Here is a 26,207-nt window from a genome sequence, read left to right as displayed (position 1 = left end):
CCGAACGAGGACCCCGCGCCGCACCCCGCGCCGGGCCTCGCGCCCGTGGTCAGCGCACCCCGCCCCGCCCCCGGCGGCCGCCGCCGCGCCCCACCGGGGGTCCGGAATCGGACACCCGGCGTTACGCCGACCGCGCGACGCGCACGGTGCGCCCGCGACGCGTCGTCAGTAGCCGAAGGCGCGGGCGGTGTTGGCCCCGACGGCCGCGGCCAGCTCGTCCTCCGCGGCTCCCCGGACGGCGGCCATGGCCCGCACGGTGACCGGGATCAGGTACGGCGCGTTGGGGCGGCCGCGGTGCGGGACGGGGGTGAGGAAGGGCGCGTCCGTCTCGACCAGGAGCAGCTCGGCGGGGGCGACGGCGACCGCGTCGCGCAGGTCCTGCGCGGACTTGTAGGTGACGTTGCCGGCGAAGGACATGTAGTAGCCCTTGTCGGCGCAGAGCTTGGCCATCTCCGCGTCGCCGGAGTAGCAGTGGAAGACGACGGTGCCGGGCGCGCCCTCCTCGTCGAGGATGCGCAGCACGTCGGCGTGGGCCTCGCGGTCGTGGATGACCAGGGCCTTGCCGTGCCGTTTGGCGATGTCGATGTGGCGGCGGAAGGAGTACTGCTGGGCCTCGACGCCCTCGGGCCCGGTGCGGAAGTAGTCGAGTCCTGTCTCGCCCACGCCGCGCACCTGGGGCAGCGCGGCGAGGGCGTCGATCTCCGCGAGGGCGGCGTCCAGCGCGGGCAGGCCGCCCGCCTCCCGGACCCCCTGCCGGGACCAATTGTCCGGGTCGCCGTGGACGATCCTGGGGGCCTCGTTGGGGTGCAGGGCGACCGCCGCCCAGACCGCGTCGTACGCCCCGGCGGTGCGCGCCGCCCAGTGGGAGCCGTCGACGTCGCAGCCGACCTGGACCACGGTCGTCACGCCGACGGACGCCGCCTTCGCCAGCGCCTCCTCGACGCTGCCCTCCTGCATGTCGAGGTGGGTGTGCGAGTCCGCCACCGGGACCGCGAGCGGTTCGGGGAGGGGAGGGGCGGCGGACGCGTCCTTCTTCGGGCGCCGGCTCTGGCTCTGGTTCTGCTCGGGCATGCCCCAGATCCTAGGCGGGGGGCCGCGGCGGCTACCGGGCGTCCCTCCTGCGGTGCAGCAGGTTGCGGGGCGACCAGTGCCGTGCGCGGCGCTCGGCTCCCTCAACGGCGGGCGAGGCGGGCACCCGGCGCATGTCGGAGGCCGCGGGCAGGGGGCCGGCGGCCGCGGTGGCCGACCAGGACCCGGCGACATCGGAGACCTGTCCGGCCCGCATGATGCGGACCTTGTGGCTCTCGCACTCCACGCACGTCGGCCGGGTCAGCGGGGACGGGACACGCTTGCCGTCCGCCATGTACCAGACGGTCTCGTGGCCCTGTGCGTCGACGTGGTGCTCGATCTCGTACGCCTGCTCCCATCCGCGCCCGCAGCTGATGCAGACGAAGGCGTACGCCTCACGAACCGTGCCATCGGTTCCGATGGTCTCGCTCATGGCAGCTCCTGATGCCCTCCGGACGAGCGTCCGGAGCGGGACTTCCCTGTATCAGCGAACGCCCGGGCGGGCGCCGGCGATAGCGGGGGTGCCCTTTCTTGGGCCAGTTTTGGGCTGTGTGTGACACGGGGCCCGACAAGCGGTCCAGGTTTTTCCCTCTCCCACGATAGGACTTTGCAACCTGCCGCGTTTAGCCGGTTGTGGACCGGTTCGCGGCGTGCTTCGCGGACACCACGGCGTCGAAGACCTCCCGCTTGGGCAGCCCCGCCTCCGCCGCCACGGCCGCGATCGCCTCCTTGCGGGGCTCGCCCGCCTCCTCGCGGACCCGGACCCGGCGCACCAGTTCGGTGGCGTCCAGCTCCTCCGGCCCGGTCTCCGGGGCGCCCTCCACGACGACCGTGATCTCCCCGCGCACCCCCTCGGCGGCCCAGGCCGCCAGCTCCTGAAGGGTGCCGCGCCTGACCTCCTCGTAGGTCTTGGTCAGCTCGCGGCAGACGGCGGCCCGGCGCCCGGCGCCGAAGGCCTCGGCCATCGCCGCGAGGGTCTCGGCGAGGCGGTGCGGGGCCTCGAAGTAGACCAGGGTGCGACGCTCACCAGCGGCCTCGCCGAGCCGGGCCCGCCGCTCACCGGCCTTGCGGGGCGGGAAGCCCTCGAAGCAGAAGCGGTCCACGGGCAGACCGCTGAGGGCGAGCGCGGTGAGCACGGCGGACGGCCCGGGGACGGCCGTCACCCGGATGTCGCGCTCGACGGCCGCCGCGACCAGCCGGTAGCCGGGGTCGGAGACCGAGGGCATCCCGGCGTCGGTGACGAGCAGCACCCGGGCGCCCTCCTCCAGCGCCGTGACCAGCTCCGGGGTGCGGGCCGACTCGTTGCCCTCGAAGTACGACACGACCCGGGCGGTGGTGGTCACGCCCAGGGACTGGGTGAGCCGGCGCAGCCGCCGGGTGTCCTCGGCGGCGATCACGTCGGCGCCGGCCAGCTCCGCGGAGAGCCGGGGCGGGGCGTCGGCGACGTCGCCGATGGGGGTCCCTGCGAGTACGAGTACGCCTGCGGCCGGTCCTGCGGAGCTAGTCACCGCCCCAGTCTCCCACCCGCCGCACGCCCGGCCGGGCCTGCCGCGGCACGGCGGCGTACCCCCGGTTGGCCCGGTCCTCAGCACATACACATGCGGCTTCCCTACGATGGCCCGGTGACGAGTGACACCGCGACGCATGCGCACCGGGTCGAGGACGCACCCAAGGCCGCGGAGGAGCAGAGCCCCTGGCAGCAGCAGCTGCGCCGCTTCGGCTACGCGGACCGCCCGCGCCCCGATGTGCGCGAGCGCCTGGTCCAGCCGTTCCCCGAGCCGGGGACACGGGCGTGGGCCGCGCTCGGCGTGGGCCCGGCGGCGGCCTCCCGGCTGGCCCGCTGGACGGGATGGGGCGGCCCGCTGCTGGTGGCGCTCTTCGCGGGCCTGCTGCGGTTCTGGAACCTGGGCAGCCCGCACGCGGTGATATTCGACGAGACGTACTACGCGAAGGACGCCTGGTCGCTCCTGCGGTACGGCTACGAGGGCAGCTGGCCGGACAAGGCCAACGACCTGATCCTCGCCACCCCGCCCTCGGTCCCGCTCTCCGAGGCCCCCTCGTACGTGGTGCACCCGCCGGTCGGCAAGTGGGTGATCGCCTCCGGTGAGTGGATCTTCGGGCTGAACCCCTTCGGCTGGCGCTTCGCGATGGCGGTGCTCGGCACCCTGTCGGTGCTGATGCTCTGCCGGATCGGCCGCCGGCTGTTCCGCTCCACCGCGCTGGGCTGCCTCGCGGGCGGCCTGATGGCGGTCGACGGCCTGCACTTCGTGATGAGCCGCGTCGCCCTGCTGGACCTGGTCGCCATGTTCTTCGTGCTGGCCGCCTTCGGCTGCCTGCTGATCGACCGCGACCGCGCGCGGGCCCGGCTCGCCGCCGCGCTGCCCGAGGGCCGCCCGGACGACCACGTCGCCTCGTTCACCTGGCTGGGCCTGCGCCCGTGGCGGATCGCGGCCGGGATCTGCCTGGGTCTGGCCATCGGCACCAAGTGGAACGGCCTGTACGTGCTGGCGTTCTTCGGCGTCCTCGCCGTGCTGTGGGACGCCGGTGCCCGCCGGGTGGCGGGCGCCCGCCACCCCCGGCTCACGGCGTTCTGGCTGGACGGGCTGTGGGCGTCGATCTGCATGGTCGGCGTGGCCGTCGTGACGTACCTGCTGTCCTGGCTGGGCTGGTTCACCACCGACAAGGGCTACGACCGCGACTGGGCCAAGGGGGACGGCGGCTTCCTGTCCGACTCCTGGGCGGCGCTGCGCAGTCTGTGGCACTACGAGTCGCAGGTGTACGACTTCCACGTCACCCTTCACTCCCCGCACACCTACCAGTCCAACCCGTGGAGCTGGCTGGTCCTGGGCCGCCCGGTGTCGTACTTCTACGAGTCCCCCAAGCTCGGCGAGGACGGCTGCACCGCGGCCGGCGGCTGCGCCCGCGAGGTGCTCGCCATCGGCACCCCGGTGCTGTGGTGGGCCGGCTGCTTCGCCCTGCTGTACGTCCTGTACCGCTGGATCTTCCGCCGCGACTGGCGCGCCGGCGCGATCGCCTGCGGCATCGCGGCCGGGTACCTGCCGTGGTTCGCGTACCAGGAGCGGACGATCTTCCTCTTCTACGCGGTCGTCTTCGTGCCGTTCCTGTGCCTCGCGGTCGCGATGATGCTCGGCGCGATCCTGGGGCCGCCCGGGGCGAGTGAACGCCGCCGCATGTGGGGCGCGGTCGGCGCGGGCACGCTGGTGCTGCTGATCATCTGGAACTTCATCTACTTCTTCCCGCTCTACACCGGGCAGACGATCCCCATGGACGCCTGGCGCGCCCGCATGTGGCTCGACACCTGGATCTGACCCACACCGGTCGCGCGACGGGGCCGCACCGCGGGCGGCCCCGGCCGCGCACCCGCGGGAGGCCCCCACTAGGCTCCCCGGCCATGCCAGAGCTGCCGGTTCACCACCACGCGACCATCGACGCGATCGTCACCCACACCGGTCGCGCGACCCTGCCCTTCCAGCGGGCGCAGCGCGCGGAGCACCACGCGACGGCCTTCTGGTTCAACGAACTCCTGGAGACCACGGACGAGGGCGAGGTCGTCCGGCAGTTCCTGGTGACGGCCGACGATCCGGCGCGGCGGAGCGACATCGCCGAGCTGACCCTGCGGACGGACCTCGGCACGCCGGCACCGACCGCCGACAAGCTGCTCATGACCGGCTTCGCCGAGGGCTGGAGCACGCTCGACGGCCTGGGCGTCGCGGTGATGCCCACCGGCGGGCTGCACGCCTACACGGAGCGCAAGGGCTGGAGCTGGACCGTCGACGAGATCACCGACGGCATCGCGGCCCGCGCGGAGGACGTGGCCGCTCTCGGCGAGGAGCCGGTTCCCGCGTATCTGCTGGGCCACGACGTCGGGGCGCGGGGCGAACGGGAGCAGGCCGTGGTGGTGGGCGCGGTCGCCCGCGCGGAAGACGGCGTCCGGTGGACCGGGCAGCTGCCCGCGGGATGCGTCGGCGCCCCGGTGTTCACGGCTGTTCCCGTGGAGGGCGACAGCTTCAGGCTGGTCTGCGTGGGCCTGGCCCTGCCCGGCGCCCGCGGGCGGCATCCGGTCGCCACCTTCGACCGCATTCGCGCCGCCCTGCGGACCTGGGCCCCGGACGGCGACGCCCCGTTGCCGGAGCAGGGGAAGCGCCGCTGGTGGTCGCGGGGCCGCCGACCTGGTCGGTGACCGTTTGCAGGGGGCCGACCACGGACCTAGCGTGAACCCCGAGGGAATGTCACGTATGTCCGCCCCCGATCACACCGTGCCCGGTAAGGCGTCGGCGCTCGACAGCGCCGGCGCGGCTCTGGCGGTGGTCGACGCGGACGGGGTGCTCGTCCGCTGGACGGAGGTCGCCCGCAGGCTGCTGGGGTACGCGGCGGCGGACGTCCTGGGCAGGCCCTCCTCGATGCTGCTGGACGGGCCGGGGGGCGGGCCGGAGGGGTTCACCCGGGAGTGGGCCGGGCCGGTCGCGCTGCGGCACCGGAACGGCGGGCGGCTGGACGTGGACCTGCGGGTGACCGGGCTGCCGGGGGCGGCGGGCACGATGGACTGGCTGGTCTCGACGGCCGGGGTACCTCCGTCCGTACTGGAGTCGGCCGCGGAGCTGAGCCCCTTCCCGATGGCGATCTGGGACAGCGACCTGCGCACCGCCTGGCTGAACGACGCCCTCGCCGACCGCTTCGGCCTCTCCCGGGAGGAGCGCCTGGGCCGGCACCTGGACGAGTCGCCGCTCTACGCGAACACCGAGCAGGTCGAGTCCCTGCTGCGCGAGGTCCTGGCGAGCGGCGTCCCGGTGATCGACCGGGAGCTGGGCCAGCTGGACCACCTGCGGAACCGGGCCTACGCGCTCTCCGTCTTCCGGATCGAGGACGTCCGCCACGGCCTGCCCGGCGTCTGCTCGGTGAACGTGGACGTCACCGAGAGCCGGCGGGCCAGGGACCGCATGACCGTCCTGGGCCGCGCGGCGACCAGCATCGGGACCAACCTGGACGTGCTGCAGACCGCGCAGGACCTCGCCGACCTGCTGGTGCCGCTGCTCGCCGACTACGCGACGATCGACCTCGCGGAGTCGGTCCGGCTCGGCAACGCCCCGCTCACCCGGCTCGGGCCGATGGAGGGCGGCAACGTCCCCGTCTTCCACCGGGCGGGGATCGCCTCGGTCCACGACGACTTCCGGGAGTCGCTGTACGCGCGCGGCAGCCCCGTCTTCGTCCCCCCGCACTCGCCGTTCGTCGAGGTGCTGTCCTCCGGCCGGACGTACATGGAGGCGGAGCTGGACACCGAGCCCGGCACGTGGCTGGAGGAGGACCCACAGCGGCTGCAGCGGGTCCTCGAACTCGGAATGCACAGCCTGTTGATCCTGCCGGTCCACGCGCGGGACGAGATCCTCGGTGTCGCCGTGCTCGTCCGCAGCGAGAACCCCACCCCCTTCGACGAGAACGACCGGACGCTCGCGGAGGAACTGGTCAGCCGGGCCGCGCTCAGCCTGGACAACGCCCGCCGCTACACGCGCGAGCACACCATGGCGCTGACGCTGCAGCGCAGCCTGCTGCCCCGCAACCCGAGCGCCGGGTTCTCCCTGGAGACGATCTGGCGCTACCTCCCGGCGGACACGCAGGACGGCGTGGGCGGCGACTGGTTCGACGTGATCCGGCTGTCCGGCGCCCGGGTGGCCCTGGTCGTCGGGGACGTCGTGGGGCACGGCCTCAACGCCGCCGCGGCCATGGGACGGATCCGCACGGCGGTGAGCACCCTCGCCGGGCTGGACCTGCCCCCGGACCGGCTGCTGTCCGCGCTGGACGACCTCGTCGTCCGGCAGGGCTTCGAGGACTCCGACGACACCTCGCCCACCACCGGCATCCTCGGCGCCACCTGCGTGTACGCGGTCTACGACCCCATCGACGAGCGCCTGACCATCGCCAGGGCGGGGCATCCCCCACCGGCGATCATCACCCCGGACGGCACGGCCGTCTTCCCGGAGATCCCCTCCGGGGCGCCCCTCGGCGTGGGCCTGCGGTCCTTCCCCTCGGTCGAACTGGAGCTGTCCGCGGGAAGCGTGATCGCCATGTACACCGACGGGCTCGTCGAGACCCGGGACGGCGACATCGACGAGGGGCTGGAGCGTCTGCGGACCGCGCTCACCCGGCCGCCGGGCACGTCGCTGGAGGACCTGTGCAACGCGGTGGTCGACCTGCTGCCCACGCGCGGGCAGGACGACGACGTCGCGCTGCTGCTCGCCAGGACCTGCCGGCTCAGCGCCGACCGCGTGTTCAGCATGGAGGTGCCGGCCGAGGCGGCCGCGGTCGGACGCGCGCGGGCCGAGGCGGTCCGGCAGCTGTCCGCGTGGGGTCTGGACCGGGTGCGGGCGGGCGCCGAGCAGGTCGTCGGGGAATTGCTGGCCAACGCCGTCCGGCACGGGGCGGGACCGGTGCGGTTGCGGCTGGTCCGGCACATGAAGCTGGCCTGCGAGGTCTTCGACGCCGGTCCCGGCCCGCCGCTGCCGCGCTGTCCCGACGCCACCGACGAGGGCGGGCGGGGCCTGGTGATCGTCGCGGAGCTGTGCACACGGTGGGGTGTCCGCAGGACCGGAAAGGGCAAGATCGTCTGGGCGGAGCTGGCCCTCACGGACGAGGAGCGGCTCCCGCCCGGGCCGGAATGGTGACCCGCCCCAGGACGCTCCCGACCGGCGGACTTTCCCGGGCCATGGGAAGCGCGTGCTGAAGCTGTGACCCGGTGGACCGCCCCAGGTTCCCCTCCTTCCCGTAGAGTGCGCTTGCATCGCCTGTTTTTTGAACACGTTCAGGGGGACCACGGGGAGGGTCGGTGCCATGCGCCGAGGTGTGAAGCTGGGGATCGTCGCCACGCTGACAGCGGGACTGGTGGGGACCGCGGGGTACGGGGCGTACAACATCTACGACAGCCTGTCCGGCGGTGGCGGATTCTCCGCGGCGGCCGCCCCGGCCGAGACGGGGCCGCCGACCGCGGCGGAGGTGAAGAAGACGGCCGCGGACTTCCTGGCCGCCTGGGCCAAGGGGGACACCACCGCCGCGGGCGCGCTCACCAACGACGCGTCGACGGCCTCCGCGGACCTGACGGCATACCGGCGGCAGGCACACGTCGCCCGCGTACGGCTGACGCCGGGCCCGGCCGAGGGGGACGTGGTGCCGTTCAAGGTCGTGGCCTCGCTCTCCTACCAGGGCAAGTCCTCCACGTGGACGTACTCCTCGTCCCTGACCGTCTTCCGCGGCGAGACCACCCACCGCCCCCTGGTCGACTGGGAACCGGCGGTGCTGCACCCCAAACTGACGGAAGGCGAGTCGCTGGAGACCGGTGAGGCCACCTCGCCGCCGGTGGTCGTCGTCGACCGCAACGGCAAGGTCCTCGACGCCGGCGACTACCCCTCCCTGGCCTCGGTGCTGCCCCAGCTCCGCGAGCGCTACGGCGCCGAACTCTCCGGCGGCAAGCCGGGCATCGAGACCTGGGTGAACGCCGCCGACGGCCCCGGGCAGACGCTGCACGTGATCTCCAAGGGCACGGCCGCGAAGCTGCCCACCACGTTGGACGCGCGCGTCCAGAAGGCCGCCGAACAGGCCGTCAGGCGCAGCAGCCAGTCGTCGGTCGCGGCGGTCAAGGCGAGCACCGGCGAGATCCTCGCCTTCGCCAACAACCCGTCGAGCGACAACAACAACGCCTTCAACGCGCAGGTCGCCCCCGGTTCCACCTTCAAGGTCGTCACCGCCACCGCCCTGCTGGAGAAGGGCGTGACCCCGGGCACCCCGGCGCCGTGCCCGGCGACCGCGAACCACGACAACGGCAAGATGTTCCACAACGTGGAGAGTTCCTCCGACCCGTCGGCCACCTTCCAGCGGGACTTCGCGATCTCCTGCAACACCGGCTTCATCAAGCTCGCCGGCCGGCTCGACGAGTCCTCGGTCCCCTCGGTCGCCCAGCGCTACTACGGCTTCGGCCAGACCTGGAACGTCGGCGTCCCCGCCTGGGACGGCCGCGTCCCCGGCGGCCCGGGCGACGAGATGACGGAGGAGATGATCGGCCAGGGCCAGATACAGATGAGCCCGCTCAACATGGCCTCCATCGCCGCCACCGTGCAGAACGGCGTGTTCCGCCAGCCCCGGCTGGTGACCGCCGGAATGATCGAGGGGCCGCTCGCGAAGGCGCAGAGCGGCCTGCCGTCCGGCGTCCGGGGCAACCTCAAGTCGATGATGCGGCTGACCGCGTCGAGCGGCACCGCCGCCGGCGCGATGCGCGGCGTCTACGGCGACGTCGGCGCCAAGACCGGCTCCGCGGAGGTCGGCGGCCAGGAGCAGCCCAACGGGTGGTTCGTCGCCTACCGCGGTGACGTCGCGGCCGGCGGGATGGTCCTGGAGGGCGGGCACGGCGGCGACTCCGCCGGGCCGATCGTGGCCTCGGTGCTGAAGGCCTCCTCGTGACCCTCGTCCTGACCCTCTTCGTGACCCGCCCGCAAATGGCTTGGCACCCCGCCCCCGCCGGGGACTAGCGTGCGGCCATGACGACTTCAGCCGCAGCTCATCCCCGGTTCGCGGAGGCGCTCACCGCGCTGGGCCTCCAGGTGCCCGTGCGCGCCTTCCCCGACGCGACCCGTACCGCGGCGCAGGCCGCCACGGCGGTCGGCTGCGAGCTCGGTCAGATCGTCAAGTCCCTGATCTTCACGGCGGACGGGGTCCCGGTGCTGGTGCTGATGGACGGCGCGTCCCGGGTCGACGTGGAGCGGGTCCGCGCGCACCTCGGCGCCACGGAGGTACGGCGGGCCGACGCGGACCTGGTGCGCGAGACCACGGGGTACGCCATCGGCGGCGTACCCCCCTTCGGGCACCGGACGCGGACCACCGTCCTCGCCGACCGGGGGCTGCTGGCCCACACCACCGTGTGGGCGGCCGCCGGCACCCCGCACACCGTCTTCCCCATGGCGCCCACCGAACTGGTCGAGCACGCCGGGGCGACCCTGGCCGACGTCCGCGAAAGCACCGCGTGACACCCCTGATAGCGGCGGCCGTCCTCCTCGCGGCGGTCACCCACGCGGCGTGGAACGCCATCGCCCACGGCATCAAGGACCAGCTCGTCGCGTTCACCCTCGTCGGGGGCGGCGGAGCGATCTGCGGCGCGGCGATCGCCGGGTTCGCGCCGCTCCCCGCGGCGGACGCCTGGCCCTACCTGATCGCCTCGGTGGGGGTCCACATGGCCTACATGTACCTGCTGATGAAGTCCTTCACGCTGGGGGACTTCGGGCAGGTCTACCCCATCGCGCGCGGTGTCGCCCCGATGGTCGTCACGCTGCTCGCGGCGGTCTTCGTGGGCGAGGTGCCGGACGCCCTGCAGACCGCGGGCGTCCTCGTCGCCTCCGCGGGCCTCGGCGGGGCCGCCCTGTGGGGCATGCGCGGCCGCCGCAGGGACTGGCCGGCGGTCGGCGCGGCCGTGGGCACCGGGCTGACCATCGCGGTCTACACCGTGATCGACGGCGTCGGCGTCCGCGCGTCCGGCACCGCCCTGGGGTACGTCGCATGGCTCCTGCTCATCCAGGGCGTCCTGCTCGTGAGCTGCGCCCTCGCGGCGCGCCGCGCGGCGCTCCTCGGGCAACTGCGCCCGGTCGCCGGCCGCGGGCTCCTCGGCGGGGCACTGTCCGTGTCCGCGTACGGCCTCGTCCTGTGGGCCCAGACGCGGGGCGACCTCGCGCCGATCGCGGCGCTCCGCGAGACCTCCATCATCGCGGGGGCGGTCATCGGGGCGGTCTTCTTCAAGGAGCGGCTGGGGCGGGCACGGGTCGTCGCGGCGCTGGTGGTGGTGGCGGGGATCGGGCTCATGCTGCACGCGTAGCGGTGCGGCGGGGTTGTGGTTGCGGCCGGTTGTCGTGTGCGGGTCGTCTGCGCCGGGCGGCTGCGTCGGGCTGCCCGGTTGTTGTGTGCGGGTTGGTTGCGCCTGCGGCGGGCATCCCCCGCCCTCCCTCCCGATTGCCCCGGATGGTTGGTGCGGGCCTGCGCGCGTGCGTGGTGGGCCGGGGGCGGGGCCTCCGGGGCTGCACGTCCTGGACTGGGTTATTTACGTGCATGGCGGGCGGTCCACGTTGTGCCGTCTGTGCCGCACACAAATATCCCGCAGCGTCCAGAACATCCACCCCTACGACCCCGCCCCCTCCGTTTCGGAAGGCGACCAACGGCCGGTGGGGGGTGATGGGGGGGGCGCCCCTACCCGCACGGTTGGGAGCTGCCCTCAGCAGGGGTCCTCTGGCCGCAGGCCGAGCAGGGGTGCACGCACCCGTGGTCGGGGGCGGCACCTCCCACGGGACGGCTGACGCACCTCACCCGCCGGTGCTCGCAGGGCTTTGCCGATGTCACGGCGACGCCGAAGGCCGCCAGGCGGCAGATCACGACGATTGCCGATGTGGGGACGACCCCTGACCTCCGGCGGGCGGCCGACTCGCAACCAGGTTCAGCGTTGGAACCACACCGACCGCACCGCATCAGGCCGCCCCTGGCCGAAGCCTGAGGGAGGGCGGGAACGCGCACACGACAACAGGCCTTTCACCTCAGCGCCCGCGCGCCCTACCGCCGGCATCGGCCCGAGCGTGCCGGAGCCGGCGCGGGCCTCAGCCACCACCCCCATGGCCGTGGGCGTTCGGTAAGACGCGTGCGGCAACCCCGGACCGCGCTCTACCCCCCTCCGGCCGTCAGTCGCCCCACGATTCGGAGGGGGCGGGGTCGTAGGGGTGGATGTTCTGGACGCTGCGGGATATTTGTGTGCGGCATCCGGGGCACAACAAGTACCGCCCGCCATGCACGTAAATAACCCAGTCCAGGACGTGCAGCCCCGGAGGCCCCGCCCCCGGCCCACCACGCACCCTGCAAGGCGTTCACTGACCGCGCCGGATGGGGGTCCCCCCGGCCGAAGGCTGGGGGAGGGAGGGCGGGCGGGAGAACCGCCCGCCGCAGGCGCAAACAACCCGCACACAACAACCGGGCAGCAACCACAACCCCGGGCGTCAATCAAGCGCCGCTCGAAACGCCGACCCGTTGACGAGAATGCCTCCGTCGACGGGAAGCGTCAGGCCCGTGATCCAGGACGCGTCCCGGGACGCGAGGAACGCGACGGCCGCCGCGATGTCGTCGGGCTCGCCGACCCGCCCGAGGGGGTACGCCTCGGCGAGGCGGTCGAGCGCGCCTTGGCGGCGCTGTAGGCGTGGTTGCCGAAGTTCATGTGGCCGTTGACGGAGCCGATGCTGACGATCGCCCCGCGCCCGCCCGCCTCCGCGAGCAGCGGAAGCGCCGCGCGGGCGCAGCGCATGGCTCCGGTGAGGGTGACCTCCAGGTCCTCGTACCACTCCGCGTCGGGGATGTCCTCGAACCGCGGGGGGTCCGCATGGCAGGCGTAGGCGTTGTTGACGAGCACGTCGAGCCGCCCGAAGCGCTCGGCGGCGTACGCCATCGCGGCGTCCACCGCGGCCTGGTCGACGACGTCGCACCCCACCGCCGCGGCCCGGCCGCCGGTCTCCTCGGCGAGGGCCTGCGCGGTCGCGGCGGCGCGCTCCCCGTCCAGGTCGGCCAGCAGGACGTCCGCGCCCTCGGACATCAGGCGCCGGGCGGTCGCCGCGCCGATGCCCTGGGCGCCTCCGGTGACGACGGCGGCATGTCCCTCGAACCTGCGCATGGCGTCATCCCCCGCCGGCGAGTGATTTACGAGGCGCTGACCTCTCGCCTCCTTACTCGCGCGTAGCGTAACGTGCCTGCACACCAAAGGGGAGCGGAAAGGCACACCATGGCGCTGGACGCGGACGTCATCGTCGTCGGAGCTGGACTGGCCGGTCTGGTCGCGACAGCCGAGCTGGCCGACGCGGGCCGCAAGGTCCTCCTCCTCGACCAGGAGCCGGAGAGCAACCTCGGCGGCCAGGCGTTCTGGTCCTTCGGCGGGCTGTTCCTCGTCGACTCCCCGGAGCAGCGCCGGATGCGCATCAAGGACAGCCGCGAACTCGCCCTGCAGGACTGGACGGGCACCGCCGGCTTCGACCGCGCCGAGGACCGCTGGCCGCGCAAGTGGGCCGAGGCGTACGTGGACTTCGCGGGGGGCGAGAAGCGGTCCTGGCTGCACGCGCAGGGGATACGGTTCTTCCCGGTGGTCGGCTGGGCGGAGCGCGGCGGCTACCTCGCCACGGGGCACGGCAATTCGGTGCCCCGCTTCCACATCACGTGGGGCACGGGCCCGGGCGTGGTGGCGCCTTTCGAGCGCCGGGTGCGGGAGGCGGTCGCCAAGGGCCTGGTGGAGCTGCGCTTCCGGCACCGTGTGACGGCGCTGACGACGACGGGCGACGCGGTGGACGGCGTGGCGGGCGAGGTCCTGGTGGACAGCGACGCCGAGCGCGGCCAGGCGAGTTCGCGGGAGATCCGCGGGGAGTTCCAGCTCAAGGCGCAGGCGGTGATCGTCACTTCGGGCGGCATCGGCGGCAACCACGACCTGGTGCGCAAGGCCTGGCCGGAGCGGCTGGGCACGCCGCCGCGCAAGCTGCTGTCGGGCGTCCCGGCGCACGTGGACGGCCTGATGCTGGGGATCGCCGAGGCCGCCGGGGCGCATCTCATCAACGGCGACCGGATGTGGCACTACACCGAGGGCATCGAGAACTGGAACCCGATCTGGGCCAGGCACGGCATCCGTATCCTGCCGGGCCCGTCCTCGCTGTGGCTGGACGCGACCGGCAGGCGCCTGCCGGTGCCGCTCTTCCCGGGCTTCGACACGCTGGGGACGCTGGAGCACATCATGCGCACCGGGCACGAGCACACGTGGTTCGTCCTCACCCAGAAGATCATCGAGAAGGAGTTCGCGCTGTCGGGCTCCGAGCAGAACCCGGACCTGACCGGCAAGAGCGTGCGCGATGTGCTCAAGCGCGCGCTGCCGGGGGCGCCCGGCCCGGTCGAGGCCTTCAAGCGGCACGGCGTGGACTTCGTCGTGGAGGACGACCTCGCCGCGCTGGTGCGCGGCATGAACGCGATCACCAAGGACGACCTGATCGACGAGGCCGCGCTGCGCCGCGAGGTCGAGGCCCGGGACCGCGAGATCACCAACACCTTCACCAAGGATCTGCAGGTCACCGCGATCCGCGGGGCCCGCAACTACGTCGGCGACAAGTTGATCCGTACCGCCGCCCCGCACCGGCTGCTGGACCCGAAGGCGGGCCCGCTGATCGCCGTGCGGCTGAACATCCTGACCCGCAAGTCGCTCGGCGGGATGGAGACCGACCTGGACGCGCGGGTGCTGCGCGCCGACGGCGAGCCGCTGCCGGGGCTGTACTCGGCGGGCGAGGCGGCCGGCTTCGGCGGCGGCGGGATGCACGGCTACCGCTCGCTGGAGGGGACGTTCCTCGGCGGCTGCATCTTCTCCGGCCGTACGGCGGGCCGCGCGGCGGCGAAGGCGACCGCCTGACCTTCTGCCGCCCTGCGCCGCCGCCCCGTTCCGTCCCGACCCCGGTCCCGGCCGGTCCCGGGAGGGAGGCACCATGGGGGGAGCAACAACGGCGGCGCATGGTGGGAGTACGGGCTGTGGTGGACGTCCACGGGGCGGTGGCGGAAGGCTTCGAGCCGGTCCGAGAGGCCTTCGTCCGGAACTTCGAGGAGCGGGGCGAACGCGGCGCGGCCGTGGCCCTGTACCGGGACGGCCGCAAGGTCGTGGACCTGTGGGCGGGCGCCGCCGACGGGGACGAGGACGGTGGCGGCGGCGCGCCCTGGGCGCGGGACACCGCGCAGGTGGTGCGCTCGGCGACGAAGGGCGTGGCGGCGGCGTGCCTGCTCCTGCTGCACCAGCGGGGCCAGCTCGACCTCGACGCGCCCGTCGGCACGTACTGGCCCGAGTTCAAGACCGCCGGCAAGGAGCGCGTCACGTTCCGGGACGCCCTGGCGCACCGGGCCGGTGTGCCGGCGCTGGACACCCCGCTCACCCCCGCGGAGGCGCAGGACGGCATCAGCGGTCCGCGGGCGCTCGCGGCGCAGGCCCCATTCTGGGCGCCGGGGACGGACCACGGCTACCACGCGCAGACGTACAGCTGGCTGATCGGCGAGCTGGTGCAGCGCGCGAGCGGCGGCCGGCCCATCGGCCGCTACGTGGCGGAGGAGATCGCCCGCCCGCTCGGCCTCGACCTGTGGATCGGGCTGCCGACGGGCGAGGAGCGCCGCGTCGGGCGGATCGCCGCCGTGCGGACCCCGCCGCCGCCGGCCGCGGCCGGGCTGCGGGCGCGGCCCAAGCGGAACGTGACCGAGGCGTACGACGACCCGTCGTCGCTGACCCGGCGCGCCTTCGGCGCGATCGACCCGCTGCCCGACGAGAACGACCCCGGGTACCACGCGGCGCAGCTGGCGGCCTCCGGCGGCATCGCCACCGCCCGCTCGCTGGCCCGCTTCTACGCCGCGTTGATCGGGGAGGTCGAGGGCCCCGGCGCCCGGCTCTTCGCCCCGGCGACGCTCACCTCGGCGCGCACCCCGGAGTCGGAGGGCCCGGACCGCGTGCTGGTGGTGAACACCCGCTTCGGCCTGGGCTTCATGCTGCACGGCCCGGCCGCCCCGCTGCTGTCCCCCGGCTCCTTCGGGCACCCCGGCCGCGGCGGGTCGCTGGGATTCGCGGACCCCGGCGAGGGCGTGGCCTTCGGCTATGTCACCAACGGCATGCAGAAGAACGTCACCGCGGATCCGCGCGCGCAGGCGCTGGTCCGCGCGGTGCGGGAGTGCCTGCGCTGACGCGGGCCGGAAAAGTTGCCCGGGCTCCGGGAGCCGCGAACGATGGATGAGTGAGCGACGCCGCATATCTCCGGTTTCCGCATGTTCACGGCGAGCGGCTCTGTTTCGTCGCCGAGGACGACATCTGGGTCGCGCCCCTGGACGAGGGGCGCGCGTGGCGGGTGACGGCCGACCGGACCCGGGTCGGGCATCCGCGGTTCTCCCTCGACGGCTCGGTGATCGCCTTCAACAGCTGGCGCTCCCTCGACCCCGAGGTGTACGTCGCGCCGGTCGAGGGCGGCCCGGCCCGCCGGCTGACCTACTGGGGCAGCACCGACACGCGTGTGCGCGCCTGGACGCCGGACGGCCGGATCCTGGCGGTCTCCTCCCACGGCGAACCGTTCTCGCACTACACCTGGGCCTACGGCGTCCCGTCCGAGGGCGGTCCCGGCAGCCGGCTGCCCTGGGGCCCGGTGTCGGACATCGCCGTGGACGACAGCGAGGAGGGCGAGCACCGGACGCTGCTGCTGACGGCGACCGCGCCGCACGAGCCGGCCTCGTGGAAGCGGTACCGGGGCGGCGCGACCGGGCGGCTGTGGCTGCAGTGCCGGCGGCTGGTGCCGGAGATCGACGGCCACCTGGAGTCGCCGATGTTCGTCGGGGGGCGCATCGCCTTCCTCTCCGACCACGAGGGCATCGGCAACCTGTACTCCTGCCTGCCGGACGGCACGGATCTGCGGCGGCACACCGACCACGCCGACTTCTACGCCCGCAGCGCCGCCACCGACGGCACGCGCGTGGTCTACCAGTGCGCGGGCGAGGTGTGGCTGGTCGACGACCTCGGCCCGGATGCGGTGCCGCGTCGCGTCGCCGTCGACCTCGGCGGCCCGCGCGCGGGCCGGCGCCCGTACCAGGTCCCGGCCTCGGCGTACCTGGACGGGCTGGCCGTGGACCGCACCGGCCGCGCCAGCGCGGTGTGCGTGCGCGGCAGCCTGTACTGGCTGACCCACCGCGACGGGCCCGCGCGCACCATCTCCGACGTGCCCGGGTCGCGGGTCCGGCTGCCGGTCATGCTGGGCGACACCGGGCGGATCGCCTTCGTCACCGACGCCGAGGGCGAGGACGCCATCGAGATCGCCGCGCTGCCGGGGCGCCCCGCGGCACTGGCCGCCGCCGAGATCGCCGACGCCGACGACGCCGTCGCGCAGGCGCTGCGGGCCTCGGAGACGGGGGCGGAGGCCGGGGAAGAGGACGCGGACGGGGCAGCGCAGGACATCGCGGCCGCCGAGGGGCAGACCGTGCCGCGGCCCCCGTGCCGCAGCGGCGGCACGCGGCTGGCGTGCGGGCTGCTCGGCCGCGTCCACGAACTGGTGCCCTCCCCCGACGGCCAGATCCTCGCCGTCGCCTCCCACGACGGGCGGCTGCTGATGGTCGACGCGGAATCGGGCGTGGTGGCCGAGCTCGTCCGTTCCTCCAACGGTCCGGTCCGTGACCTGTCCTTCTCCCCGGACTCCGACTGGATCGCCTGGTCCCACCCGGTCATCGGCCGTTCCCTGCGCAAGATCCGGATCGCCCGGCTGAGCCCGGACCCGGAGACCGGCAAGCACACCCTCATCGACGTCACCAACGGCCGTTTCGAGGACGAGCAGCCGGTCTTCACCCGCGACGGCCGCTACCTGGCCTTCCTGTCCTGGCGCGGCTTCGACCCGGTGTACGACGTGCACACCGGCGACCTGTCCTTCCCGCTGGGCTGCCGCCCGCACCTCGTACCGCTGCACTCGGCGACGCCCTCGCCCTTCGCCCTGCCCGTGGAGGGCCGGCCGCCGGGGGGCGGGCTGGACCCGACCGGCTTCACCGAGGGGCCGCTCGCGGTGGAGGCGGCCGGTCTGCCGATGCGGGTGACGCCCTTCCCGGTGCCCGCCTCCAAGTACAGCTCGCTGGAGGCGGTACGGGGCGGGCTGACCTGGCTGCGCTGGCCGATCTCCGGCGCGCTCGGCGAGACCTTCGTCAATCCGACCGATCCCTCCGCCCGGCCCACGCTGGAGTACTTCGGCCTGGCCAAGTCCAAGCGGGTCGAGCTGGTACGGCACATGGACTGGTACCGGATCAGCGGCGACGGCACGCAGCTGGTGGTCTTCGACGAGGGCGACCTGACGGTGGTCCCGGCGTACGAGCCTGGCGACCTGGACTCCACCGTCTACATCGACATGCGCCGGATCCTGCACGAGGCGAACCCGCCCACCGAGTGGCGTCAGGCGTTCGAGGAGGCCGGGCGGATCATCCGCGACTACTTCTGGGCGCCGGACATGTGCGGCATCGACTGGCCGGCGATCCTCGACCAGTACCGTCCGCTGGTCGAACGGGTCGCCACCCCGGACGAGTTCGCCGACCTGCAGCGCGAGGTCCTCGGCGAACTGGGCACCTCGCACGCGTACGTGGCACCGGCCCGCCGCAGCGAGGGGCCGCCGCACTACCAGCGGCCGATCGGCCTGCTCGGCGTCAACTTCGTGCACACCAAGGACGGCCGGTGGGTGGTCACGCGCATCCTGCCCGGCGAGTCCTCGGACTCCAAGGCCCGTTCGCCGCTGGCCGGCACCGGCGTCCTGGAGGGCGCCGCGCTGACCCACGTCGACGGCCGTGCCGTCGATCCGGACGCCGGACCCGGCCCGCTGCTGTCGGCCGCCGGCGGGACCACGGTGGAGCTGACCTTCGTCCCGCCCGACGGCGGGCATCCGCGCCGGGTCGCGGTGGTGCCGCTGGTGGACGAGCGGCCGCTGCGCTACCAGGACTGGGTGGCCAAACGGCGCGCGGTCGTACGGGCGTTGAGCGAGGGCAGGTGCGGTTATCTGCACATCCCCGACCTGGGCGGTTCGGGCTGGGCGCAGTTCAACCGCGACCTGCGCATCGAGATCGTCCACCCGGCGCTCATCGTCGACGTGCGCGGCAACGCGGGCGGCAACATCAGCGACCTGGTGGTGGAGAGCCTGACCCGCAAGATCCTCGGCTGGGACCACACCCGCCACGCGCAGCCGGTGAGTTACGCCGGCAACGCCCCGCGGGGCCCGATCGTGGCGCTGGCGGACGAGGCGACGGCCTCCGACGGAGACATGATCACCGCCACGTTCCGGCTGCTGGGCATCGGCCCGGTGGTGGGCCACCGCACCTGGGGCGGCGTGGTCGGCATGACCGGCCGGCACCGGCTGGGCGACGGCACGGTGATCACGGTGCCGATGAACGCCGCCTGGTTCGAGGCCTACGGGTGGGCGGTGGAGAACTACGGCGTGGAGCCGGACATCCCGGTCATCCGCACCCCGCTGGACTGGGCGGAGGGCCGGCGCACCGACCTGGAGATCGCCGTGCAGACGGCACTGGACCTGCTGGAGAAGCACCCGGCCTCCACACCGCCCGATCTGTCCGACCGCCCGGACCGGCGGCGGCCTCCGCTCCCCCCGCGTCCCTGAGCCTCCCCGCCGGGGACGGCGGTGGGCCGGGCCGAGGACGGCGGAAGGGGCGCGCCCTGTACGGACGCGCCCCTCCTCGTTCACTCCTGGACCACGCGGGTCAGGACCGTTCCCGCCGCTCGTCGATCTCCTCCGGCGAACGCCGGCGTTCGCGGTCGCCCTTGGGCATCGACTCGGGCTTGGACGGCTGGCCGTGGCCGGGCTCGCGGTGCTGCGGCTTGCCCTGCTGGCGCATCGGGTCGTCGGCCATGCCCTGAGCGCGCTCACGGGTCTGGCCGATACGCTCCTGCCCCTGGGGCTGAGCCTGCGGGCGGTGCTGCTGCTGCCCGGCCTTGTTTCGCGTGGGGTCGTTCTTGCCCATGATCACTCCTTCGTGATGTGCGGATGGGCCTCGACCAGGCTGACACGGCCGGACACGGTACGCATTTCGGACGAATGCGTACCGTGAACGGCGCTGGTCAGACGGGTCTTTCCGAACGGGCACGCTCGTCGGCGGCCCCTCCGCGGCCGACGAGTCCCTGCCGGATGCCGCCCGCGGCGGTGATCCTCGGCTCCAGGCGGCGCATCTCGCGCCGTCCCAGAGCGCCGCCGATCAGGCCGGGCAAGTACCCGCGCACGGACTGCGTTCCGCGCAGCCACCACTGGGCGTAGACATGCGGCGAGCGGCGCGCGATCCCGTCCGCGATGCGCTCGACCGCGGGCTCCAGCGGGTAGGTGCGATTGGCCGGCCAGGGCAGCCGGGAGCGGGCCTCGCGCATCACGTCGTCCTCGTCGGCGCCACGCACCATGTCGGTGTCGGTCCAGCTCAGATACCCCACACCGACCTTGACGCCCTTGAAGCCGACCTCGGCGCGCAGGCAGTGCGCGAAGGCCTCCACCCCCGCCTTGCTGGCGCAGTACGCGGTCATCAGCGGGGCCGGGGTGATCGCGGCGAGCGAGGCGATCTGCAGCAGGTAGCCGCGCGAGGCGACGAGCGCCGGCAGGAACGCGCGGGCGGTCACCACGCTGCCCAGCAGGTTGACCTGGACGACCCGTTCGAAGTCGGCGGGGTCCACGTCCAGGAACGGACCGCCCGTCGCCACACCGGCGTTGGCGACGACGACGTCGACGCGGCCGTAGCGCTCCACGATCTCCGCGGCCACCCGGGCCATCGCCTCCCGGTCGGTGACGTCGGCCGTCCAGCACCCGGTGTCGGGGCCGATCTCCTCGGCGACGCGCTTCAGTTCGTCCGGCTCCAGCCCCACCAGCGCCAACCGGGCGCCTCGCGCGGCGAGTCTGCGGGCGAGCAGCGACCCCACCCCGCGGGCGGCGCCGGTCACCACCGCGACCTGCCCGTTCAGCGACCTGCTCATGCCGTCTCCTCCCTGACCTGGGCCCCGGGGCGCAGATGGTCCTCGACGAGGGTGCGTACGACGCCCGCGACCGCGGCCGGCGCCTCCAGCGGGGTCATGTGGCCGAGGCCCGGCAGCTCGGTGAGCCCGGCGCACCGGGAGAGCCGGGCGGCCATGCCGTGGGCGTGCACCGGAGGGGTGAGCTTGTCGTCGCCGCCCACCAGCACGGCGGTGGGCGCGCGCAGCGCGGAGACGCCCGCGTCGAGGTTGAGCCCGGCCAGCACCCGGCCCCACCCGGCTCGCTGCCGGCGCCCGCAGGCGTGCACGATGCGGGCGGTGGCGGCCACCAGCTCCCTGCTCGACGCCGCGCCCAGGATCCCGTACTTGAGCGCGGCCCGGGTCACCGCGGACTGCGGGCCCAGCGGCGCCGAACTGACCAGCAGGAAGCGGTGGAAGGCGTCGCGCAGCCGCTTGCTGCGCACCCGCGGCGGCAGAACCGCCGCCTCGGCGAGCAGCCGTCCGCTGCCGGTGCTGGCCAGCAGAACCGCGGCCGTGCGGGACTGCACGGCGGCACGGTCGCCCGCCGCCATCGCGGTCATCCCGCCCATGGAGTGGCCGACCAGCACCACCTTCTCGTCGCCCTCGACGGCGGACTCCAGGACCGCGGTGAGGTCGTCGGCGAGCGCGCCGGTGCCGTAGCCGCCGCGACGCGGGGTCCCGCTGCCGCCGTGGCCGCGCTGGTCGTAGGCCACGACCCGGTACTCCCCGGCGAGTTCGTGGATCAGCGGGGCCCAGAACAGGGTGCTGCAGGTCCAGCCGTGGATCAGCACCACGGTGGGCGCGGTGCCGGCCTCGGGGCCGTACTCCTCCACGTGGATGCGGGTGCCGTCCGCGGACCGCACGGAGTGCGTGCGCCGGGTGGCCGGCAGGTCGAAGACGGACGCGGTCACGAGGCCACCTCCACGCGCTCCGGGCGCTCCTCGGTGGCACCGGCGGGCACGATCTCGTACTCCTGGAGGTCCAGCCGCCGTGTGGCGCGCCGGAACTCGGCGGTCGTCCCGGGCCAGACCGTGGTGTTGCGGCCCTGCTCGTCCAGGTACCAGCTGACGCAGCCCCCGGTGTTCCACACCGTGCGGGCCATGCGGCGCTGCACTTCGTCGTTCCAGGACCGCACGGCCTCCGGTCGGGCGTCGAGCGCCGCGGCCCCGGTGGTGTCCAGGGCGCGCAGGTACGCCGCGACGTAGTTCAGTGAGGACTCGATCATCAGGATCATCGAGCTGTTCCCGAGGCCGGTGTTGGGCCCGATGACGAACAGCAGGTTGGGGAAGCCGTCGACGGCGCAGCCGCGCAGCGCGGCCATGCCGCCCTTCCAGTGCTCGGCCAGCGAGCGGCCGTCGGCGCCGAACACCCGCTCCCCGACGGGCATGTCGGTGACGTGGAAGCCGGTGCCGAACACGATCGCGTCGGCCTCGCGCTCGGTGCCGTCGGCCATGACCAGGGTCGAGCCGCGCACCTCCTTCAGCGCGGAGGCGACGACCTCGGTGTTGGGCCGGGCGAGCGCCGGGTAGTAGTCGTTGGACAGCAGGATGCGCTTGCAGCCGATCCGGTAGTCGGGGGTCAGCTTGGCGCGCAGCGCCGGGTCCTTGACGGTCTTGCGCATGTGCGAGGCGGCGACGGCCTGCGCGCCGCGCATCATCGCCGGGCGCTTGGTGAACGCGCCGACCTGGAACTCGCGGATCAGCCAGAGCAGTCCGCGCCGCGCCCTGGCGGTGGCCGGCACCTTGCCGTGCAGCCACTGCTCGGCACGGCTGATCCCGCGGTCCATGCGCGGCATCACCCACGGGGGCGTCCGCTGCACCACCGTCAGGCTCTCCACCTCGGGCTGGATCGCGGGCACGATCTGGATCGCGGAGGCCCCGGTGCCGACCATGGCGACCCTCTTGCCCTTGAGGTCGAAGTCGTGGTCCCACTTCGAGGAGTGGAAGACCCGCCCGGGGAAGGCGTCCAGGCCCGGGACGTCCGGCAGCTTGGGGTCGGACAGCGGTCCGGTGGCCGAGACCAGGACGTCTGCGGTGAGTTCGCCGCGCGAGGTGGTGATGCGCCAGTGCCGGGCGCCGGCGTCCCAGCGGGCCTCGGTCACCTCCGTGCCGAGGCGCAGGTGCGGGCGGAGGCCGAAGGTGTCCGCGACCCGTTCCAGGTAGGCCCGGATGTGCGGCTGGCCGGAGAAGGTGCGCGGCCACTCCGGGTTGGGCGCGAAGGAGAACGAGTACAGGTGCGAGGGCACGTCGCAGGCGCACCCCGGGTAGCTGTTGTCGCGCCATGTCCCGCCGACGGAGTCCCGGCGCTCCAGGACGACGAAGTCGGTGATCCCCTCGCGTCGCAGCCGCACGGCGGCGCCGAGTCCGCCGAACCCCGATCCGATCACCGCAACCCGCACGTGTTCGCCGTGTCCGGCCATACCGCCGCCTCTCGGTGTCGCCCCTGTACCGAATCGCGCCAGCGTTCACTGGCACGGTTCGGAGCGTAGACCAGAAGGCGTTACCAGCGGTAGAGGCCGGGCCACGCGATGTGCCGCGCCCACCGCATAGGCTGACCGGCGTGGCGACGCACGAGCGCGAGTACCGGATGGACGAGCTGGCGGAGGCGGCCGGTGTCCCGGTCCGTACCGTCCGCTTCTACCGGGAGCGCAAGCTGCTCCCCGCGCCACGCCGCGAGGGCCGGATCGCCTGGTACAACGACCACCACCTGGCCCGGCTGCGGACCATCACGGCGCTGCTGGAGCGCGGCCACACCCTCGGCGGCATCGCCGAGCTGATGGACGCCTGGGAGAGCGGCCGCCACGACGTCGGCGAACTCCTCGGCCTGGACCCGGCACTGCCCACCCGCTGGTCGGAGGAGGAGCCGCTGCGGCTTACCCCCGAGGGCCTCGCCGACCACTACGGCGACCAGGCCACCGCCGAGAACCTGGCCACCGCCCTGGACATCGGCTACATCGCCGTCGACGGCGACGACGTGGTGCACGTCAGCCGCCGGCTGCTGGAGGCCTCGGCCGCGCTGGTCCGGGAGGGCGTCCCGCTCGCCGAGGTGCTCGCCACGGGCCGCGACATGCGGGACCGCATGGACCCGCTCGCCGAGCGGTTCGTCGAACTGGCCCGCACCTACGTCCTGCCGGACGCGGAGGCCGACCTGCAGTCCGGCGACACCACCCGGCTCACCGAGGCCATCGCCCGGCTGCGCCCCCTGGTGCAGGCCGTCGTCGAGGCGGAACTCGCCCTGGCGGTCGACCGCAGGCTGCGCGAGGAACTGGGGCGGTGACCTCGCGCGCCGCCCGCGGACACCCCGTACACGCGGCCGGGCATCCGTACTGTGGTCCCATGACTCTCGATCTCGATGCCTATCTCGCCCGCATCGGCTGGACCGGGGAGCGCCGTCCCACGGCGGAGGTGCTGCGGTCCGTGCACCGCGCCCACCTGCTGGGCATCCCCTTCGAGAACCTCGACCCGGTCCTGGGCCGGGCGCCCTCGCTCGCGTTGCCCGACCTGGAGGCCAAGCTCGTCCGCGGCACACGCGGCGGCTACTGCTACGAGCACAACACCCTGTTCGCCGCGGCGCTCACCGCCCTCGGGTTCCGGGTCACGCTGCTCACCGCGCGCGTCCTGGTGGGGGCCGAGCCGGGGGACGTCCGCCCCCGTACGCACATGCTCATGCTCACCGAGGTGCCCGGCGAACAGGTGCCGTGGGTGACCGACGTCGGCTTCGGCAGCATCGGCTCGCTGCTGGAGCCGCTGCCGCTGCTCGCGGACGAGGAGCTGCACGACGCCCCGCGCCGCCACCGGCTCGTCCACGCGCCGCACGACGGCCCGCTGGAACTGTGGAAGCTCCAGGCGAACCTGCCCGGCGCCGCGGACGGCGGATGGGAGGACCAGTACGCCTTCACCGTCGAGCCCTTCCAGGCCCCGGACTACGAGGTCATCAACTGGCACGTCGCGACCAATCCGCGCTCCCCCTTCTCCCGCGACCTCTACGTCCAGCGCACCACCGGCGGCGCCCACCTCTCCCTCACCGGACGCCGCCTGACGGAGACGGCCGCCGACGGCACCCGCAAGGAGCGCGAACTGGCCGACGAGGACGAGGTGCTGCGGGTCCTGGCGGACGACTTCGGCGTAAGACTCCCCGAGGGGACGCGACTGCCGGGGTGACCCGGCGCTACGACGCGGCCGTCCCCTCGGCGAGGGTGTGCGCCACCAGCGCGTTGGCGTGGCCGTGCCCGAGGCCGTGCTCGGTCTTCAGCCAGCCGACGAGCTCCATGTGCCGGGTCAGCGGGGAGGAGCGGATGAGCTCCTTCCACTCCCCGACCGGCCGGCCGTACTTCTTCTCGATCGACGGGAAGTAACTCGCGGGGCCCTTCACGTTCTGCGTCATGCCTGGTGGACCGGCCGGGCGCCGCGAACCCATCGGCGCCCCGCTGTGACCTGCGCCACACCGGGAGGCCGTTCCCCGGGTCAGGTGAATTCCGCCGGTTCCCGGTGTGCCGCCGGGAAGCGTCTGCCTAGCGTGGCGCCCGGGACGACACCAGGAGAGCCGGACGGGGGTGGCCGCATGACGGTCGAGGACAAGCGCTCGGTGAGCATGAGGATCTTCGGGGACCTGCTCAAGACACTGCGCGAGGGCCGGGGAATCACCCTGGACGCGGTGGCGGCGCACACGGGCTACTCGAAGTCGCAGACCGTCAAGATCGAGTGCGGGGAGCGCATCGCCAGCACGGCGTTCATCGACCGGGCGGAGCAACTGCTCGGCTCACCCGGGGTGCTGAAGGCGGTGGCCCCCCATCTGTCGCGGGAGAAGCTGCCCGTGGGGTACGGGGAGTACGCGGACGAGGAGGCCCGGGCGCTGAGCCTGGGCGCCTACGACTCGCACGTCGTCAACGGCCTGCTGCAGACCGAGGCCTACATGCGTGCCGTGTTCGGCGCCCGCTGTCCGGCGCTGGAGGAGGACGAGGTCGAGCGCTGGACCGAGGACCGGCTGGCCCGCCAGGCACTGATCGTCCGCAGGCCCGTGTGCATGCTCTCCTTCGTCCTGGAGGAGTGGGTGCTGCGCCGCCCCACGGGCGGACGGTCCGTGATGAGCGCCCAGTTGTCGCACCTCGCCGAGGTGGGCCGGCGGCGCAACGTCCAGATCCAGGTGATGCCGGCCCGCTACGAGGCGCACGCCGGCCTCGACGGCCCCTTCACCCTGCTGGAGAACCCCGACCGCCAGTTGCTCGCCTACGCGGAGGGTCAGGCCGGGGGCCTGCTCACCGATGACCGGAAAAGGGTCAGTCTGCTCCACCAGCGCTATGGAATGATCCGGGCGCAGGCCCTCACGCCGGAGGACTCGGCGAAGGTGATCGAGCAGATTGCGAGTGAACTGTGAGCGCTCTCGTGTGGTTCACGTCCCGTCACAGCGGCAGCGACGGCGGTCAGTGCGTCGAGGTGGCGGTCGGCCCGGCCGCCGTCCACGTGCGGGACTCCAAGGACAGGTCCGGCCCCGCTCTGGCCTTCGAGCCGGACGCGTGGACCGCGTTCGTGGCCTTTGCCGGCCAATTGCGCGAACCCCAAGGATAGTTACC

Annotated in this window: 21 protein-coding genes and 1 pseudogene; 13 read left to right on the top strand and 9 right to left on the bottom strand. The window is 73.6% G+C overall.

What is annotated here, in order from left to right; all coding sequences use genetic code 11:
• Positions 1-165: 165 nt before the first annotated feature.
• The 3 genes from OIE69_RS23710 to rsmI all read right to left on the bottom strand — a co-directional run bounded on the left by OIE69_RS23710 (position 166) and on the right by rsmI (position 2,576).
• Entirely contained in the window at positions 166-1,071 is a 906-nt protein-coding gene (locus OIE69_RS23710) for a TatD family hydrolase (protein WP_326575382.1), read from the bottom strand.
• A 31-nt stretch (positions 1,072-1,102) separates the two neighbouring features.
• Positions 1,103-1,501 carry a hypothetical protein gene (locus OIE69_RS23705; protein WP_326575381.1) on the bottom strand — a complete coding sequence of 133 codons (399 nt, stop codon included), beginning with the start codon at positions 1,499-1,501 and terminating at the stop codon, positions 1,103-1,105.
• 190 nt (positions 1,502-1,691) lie between these two features.
• Positions 1,692-2,576 carry a 16S rRNA (cytidine(1402)-2'-O)-methyltransferase gene (gene rsmI, locus OIE69_RS23700; RefSeq protein ID WP_326575380.1) on the bottom strand — a complete coding sequence of 295 codons (885 nt, stop codon included), beginning with the start codon at positions 2,574-2,576 and terminating at the stop codon, positions 1,692-1,694.
• Positions 2,577-2,666: 90 nt separating this feature from the next.
• Here rsmI and OIE69_RS23695 point away from each other — a divergent pair, with 90 nt between their 5' ends.
• The 6 genes from OIE69_RS23695 (at position 2,667) to OIE69_RS23670 (ending at position 10,933) form a co-directional block, all read left to right on the top strand.
• Positions 2,667-4,397, top strand: a complete 1,731-nt coding sequence (locus tag OIE69_RS23695) for a dolichyl-phosphate-mannose--protein mannosyltransferase (protein WP_392567559.1) — start codon at positions 2,667-2,669, stop codon at positions 4,395-4,397.
• Positions 4,398-4,480: 83 nt separating this feature from the next.
• Positions 4,481-5,269 (top strand): hypothetical protein, encoded by a 789-nt coding sequence (locus OIE69_RS23690; protein ID WP_326575376.1) that lies wholly within the window; start codon positions 4,481-4,483, stop codon positions 5,267-5,269.
• A 55-nt stretch (positions 5,270-5,324) separates the two neighbouring features.
• Positions 5,325-7,745, top strand: coding sequence for a SpoIIE family protein phosphatase (locus OIE69_RS23685; protein ID WP_326575374.1), 2,421 nt, complete (start codon positions 5,325-5,327; stop codon positions 7,743-7,745).
• Between the two features lie 166 nt (positions 7,746-7,911).
• Positions 7,912-9,531 (top strand): penicillin-binding transpeptidase domain-containing protein, encoded by a 1,620-nt coding sequence (locus OIE69_RS23680; RefSeq protein WP_326575372.1) that lies wholly within the window; start codon positions 7,912-7,914, stop codon positions 9,529-9,531.
• A gap of 77 nt (positions 9,532-9,608) precedes the next feature.
• Entirely contained in the window at positions 9,609-10,094 is a 486-nt protein-coding gene (locus tag OIE69_RS23675) for a YbaK/EbsC family protein (protein ID WP_326575370.1), read from the top strand.
• Positions 10,091-10,933: a DMT family transporter gene (locus OIE69_RS23670; protein WP_326575368.1), complete on the top strand. Its 843-nt coding sequence runs from the start codon at positions 10,091-10,093 to the stop codon at positions 10,931-10,933. Before OIE69_RS23675 ends, OIE69_RS23670 begins: the two co-directional genes overlap by 4 nt.
• A 1,162-nt stretch (positions 10,934-12,095) precedes the next feature.
• Here the strand turns inward: OIE69_RS23670 and OIE69_RS23665 are convergent.
• A pseudogene (locus tag OIE69_RS23665) lies at positions 12,096-12,760 on the bottom strand (SDR family NAD(P)-dependent oxidoreductase).
• Between the two features lie 108 nt (positions 12,761-12,868).
• Between OIE69_RS23665 and OIE69_RS23660 the strand changes: the two are divergent.
• The 3 genes from OIE69_RS23660 to OIE69_RS23650 all read left to right on the top strand — a co-directional run bounded on the left by OIE69_RS23660 (position 12,869) and on the right by OIE69_RS23650 (position 19,268).
• Positions 12,869-14,524: an FAD-binding dehydrogenase gene (locus OIE69_RS23660; protein ID WP_326575366.1), complete on the top strand. Its 1,656-nt coding sequence runs from the start codon at positions 12,869-12,871 to the stop codon at positions 14,522-14,524.
• Positions 14,525-14,622: 98 nt separating this feature from the next.
• Positions 14,623-15,828 (top strand): serine hydrolase domain-containing protein, encoded by a 1,206-nt coding sequence (locus OIE69_RS23655; protein WP_326575364.1) that lies wholly within the window; start codon positions 14,623-14,625, stop codon positions 15,826-15,828.
• Between the two features lie 50 nt (positions 15,829-15,878).
• On the top strand, positions 15,879-19,268 hold the full coding sequence (locus OIE69_RS23650; protein ID WP_326575362.1) for a S41 family peptidase: 3,390 nt from the start codon (positions 15,879-15,881) through the stop codon (positions 19,266-19,268).
• 100 nt (positions 19,269-19,368) lie between these two features.
• Here the strand turns inward: OIE69_RS23650 and OIE69_RS23645 are convergent, their stop codons facing one another.
• The 4 genes from OIE69_RS23645 to OIE69_RS23630 form a co-directional block, all read right to left on the bottom strand.
• Complete coding sequence (locus OIE69_RS23645) at positions 19,369-19,629, bottom strand: hypothetical protein (RefSeq protein WP_326575360.1); 261 nt, start codon at positions 19,627-19,629, stop codon at positions 19,369-19,371.
• A 97-nt stretch (positions 19,630-19,726) separates the two neighbouring features.
• Positions 19,727-20,620 carry an SDR family oxidoreductase gene (locus tag OIE69_RS23640; protein WP_326575358.1) on the bottom strand — a complete coding sequence of 298 codons (894 nt, stop codon included), beginning with the start codon at positions 20,618-20,620 and terminating at the stop codon, positions 19,727-19,729.
• Positions 20,617-21,549 carry an alpha/beta fold hydrolase gene (locus tag OIE69_RS23635; RefSeq protein ID WP_326575356.1) on the bottom strand — a complete coding sequence of 311 codons (933 nt, stop codon included), beginning with the start codon at positions 21,547-21,549 and terminating at the stop codon, positions 20,617-20,619. The genes OIE69_RS23640 and OIE69_RS23635 overlap by 4 nt, the downstream gene beginning before the upstream one ends.
• Positions 21,546-23,057, bottom strand: coding sequence for a flavin-containing monooxygenase (locus OIE69_RS23630; RefSeq protein ID WP_326575354.1), 1,512 nt, complete (start codon positions 23,055-23,057; stop codon positions 21,546-21,548). The genes OIE69_RS23635 and OIE69_RS23630 overlap by 4 nt, the downstream gene beginning before the upstream one ends.
• 167 nt (positions 23,058-23,224) lie before the next feature.
• Here OIE69_RS23630 and OIE69_RS23625 point away from each other — a divergent pair, with 167 nt between their 5' ends.
• Complete coding sequence (locus OIE69_RS23625) at positions 23,225-23,914, top strand: MerR family transcriptional regulator (RefSeq protein ID WP_326581378.1); 690 nt, start codon at positions 23,225-23,227, stop codon at positions 23,912-23,914.
• A gap of 59 nt (positions 23,915-23,973) precedes the next feature.
• Positions 23,974-24,798 carry an arylamine N-acetyltransferase family protein gene (locus OIE69_RS23620; protein ID WP_326575352.1) on the top strand — a complete coding sequence of 275 codons (825 nt, stop codon included), beginning with the start codon at positions 23,974-23,976 and terminating at the stop codon, positions 24,796-24,798.
• 7 nt (positions 24,799-24,805) lie between these two features.
• Here the strand turns inward: OIE69_RS23620 and OIE69_RS23615 are convergent, their stop codons facing one another.
• Positions 24,806-25,021 (bottom strand): DUF4287 domain-containing protein, encoded by a 216-nt coding sequence (locus OIE69_RS23615; protein ID WP_326575348.1) that lies wholly within the window; start codon positions 25,019-25,021, stop codon positions 24,806-24,808.
• A 177-nt stretch (positions 25,022-25,198) separates the two neighbouring features.
• On the opposite strand from OIE69_RS23615, the gene OIE69_RS23610 reads away from it, so the two are divergent.
• Both OIE69_RS23610 and OIE69_RS23605 read left to right on the top strand, forming a co-directional pair.
• Entirely contained in the window at positions 25,199-26,011 is an 813-nt protein-coding gene (locus tag OIE69_RS23610) for a helix-turn-helix domain-containing protein (RefSeq protein WP_326575345.1), read from the top strand.
• Positions 26,008-26,202: a DUF397 domain-containing protein gene (locus tag OIE69_RS23605; protein ID WP_326575343.1), complete on the top strand. Its 195-nt coding sequence runs from the start codon at positions 26,008-26,010 to the stop codon at positions 26,200-26,202. The genes OIE69_RS23610 and OIE69_RS23605 overlap by 4 nt, the downstream gene beginning before the upstream one ends.
• Positions 26,203-26,207 lie beyond the last annotated feature (5 nt).

Source organism: Actinacidiphila glaucinigra (genome assembly GCF_035918135.1).
In the GTDB taxonomy this organism is placed as follows: domain Bacteria; phylum Actinomycetota; class Actinomycetes; order Streptomycetales; family Streptomycetaceae; genus Actinacidiphila; species Actinacidiphila glaucinigra.
Note: the sequence above shows the minus strand (reverse complement) of the source record. Positions and strands in the feature narration are given on the sequence as shown.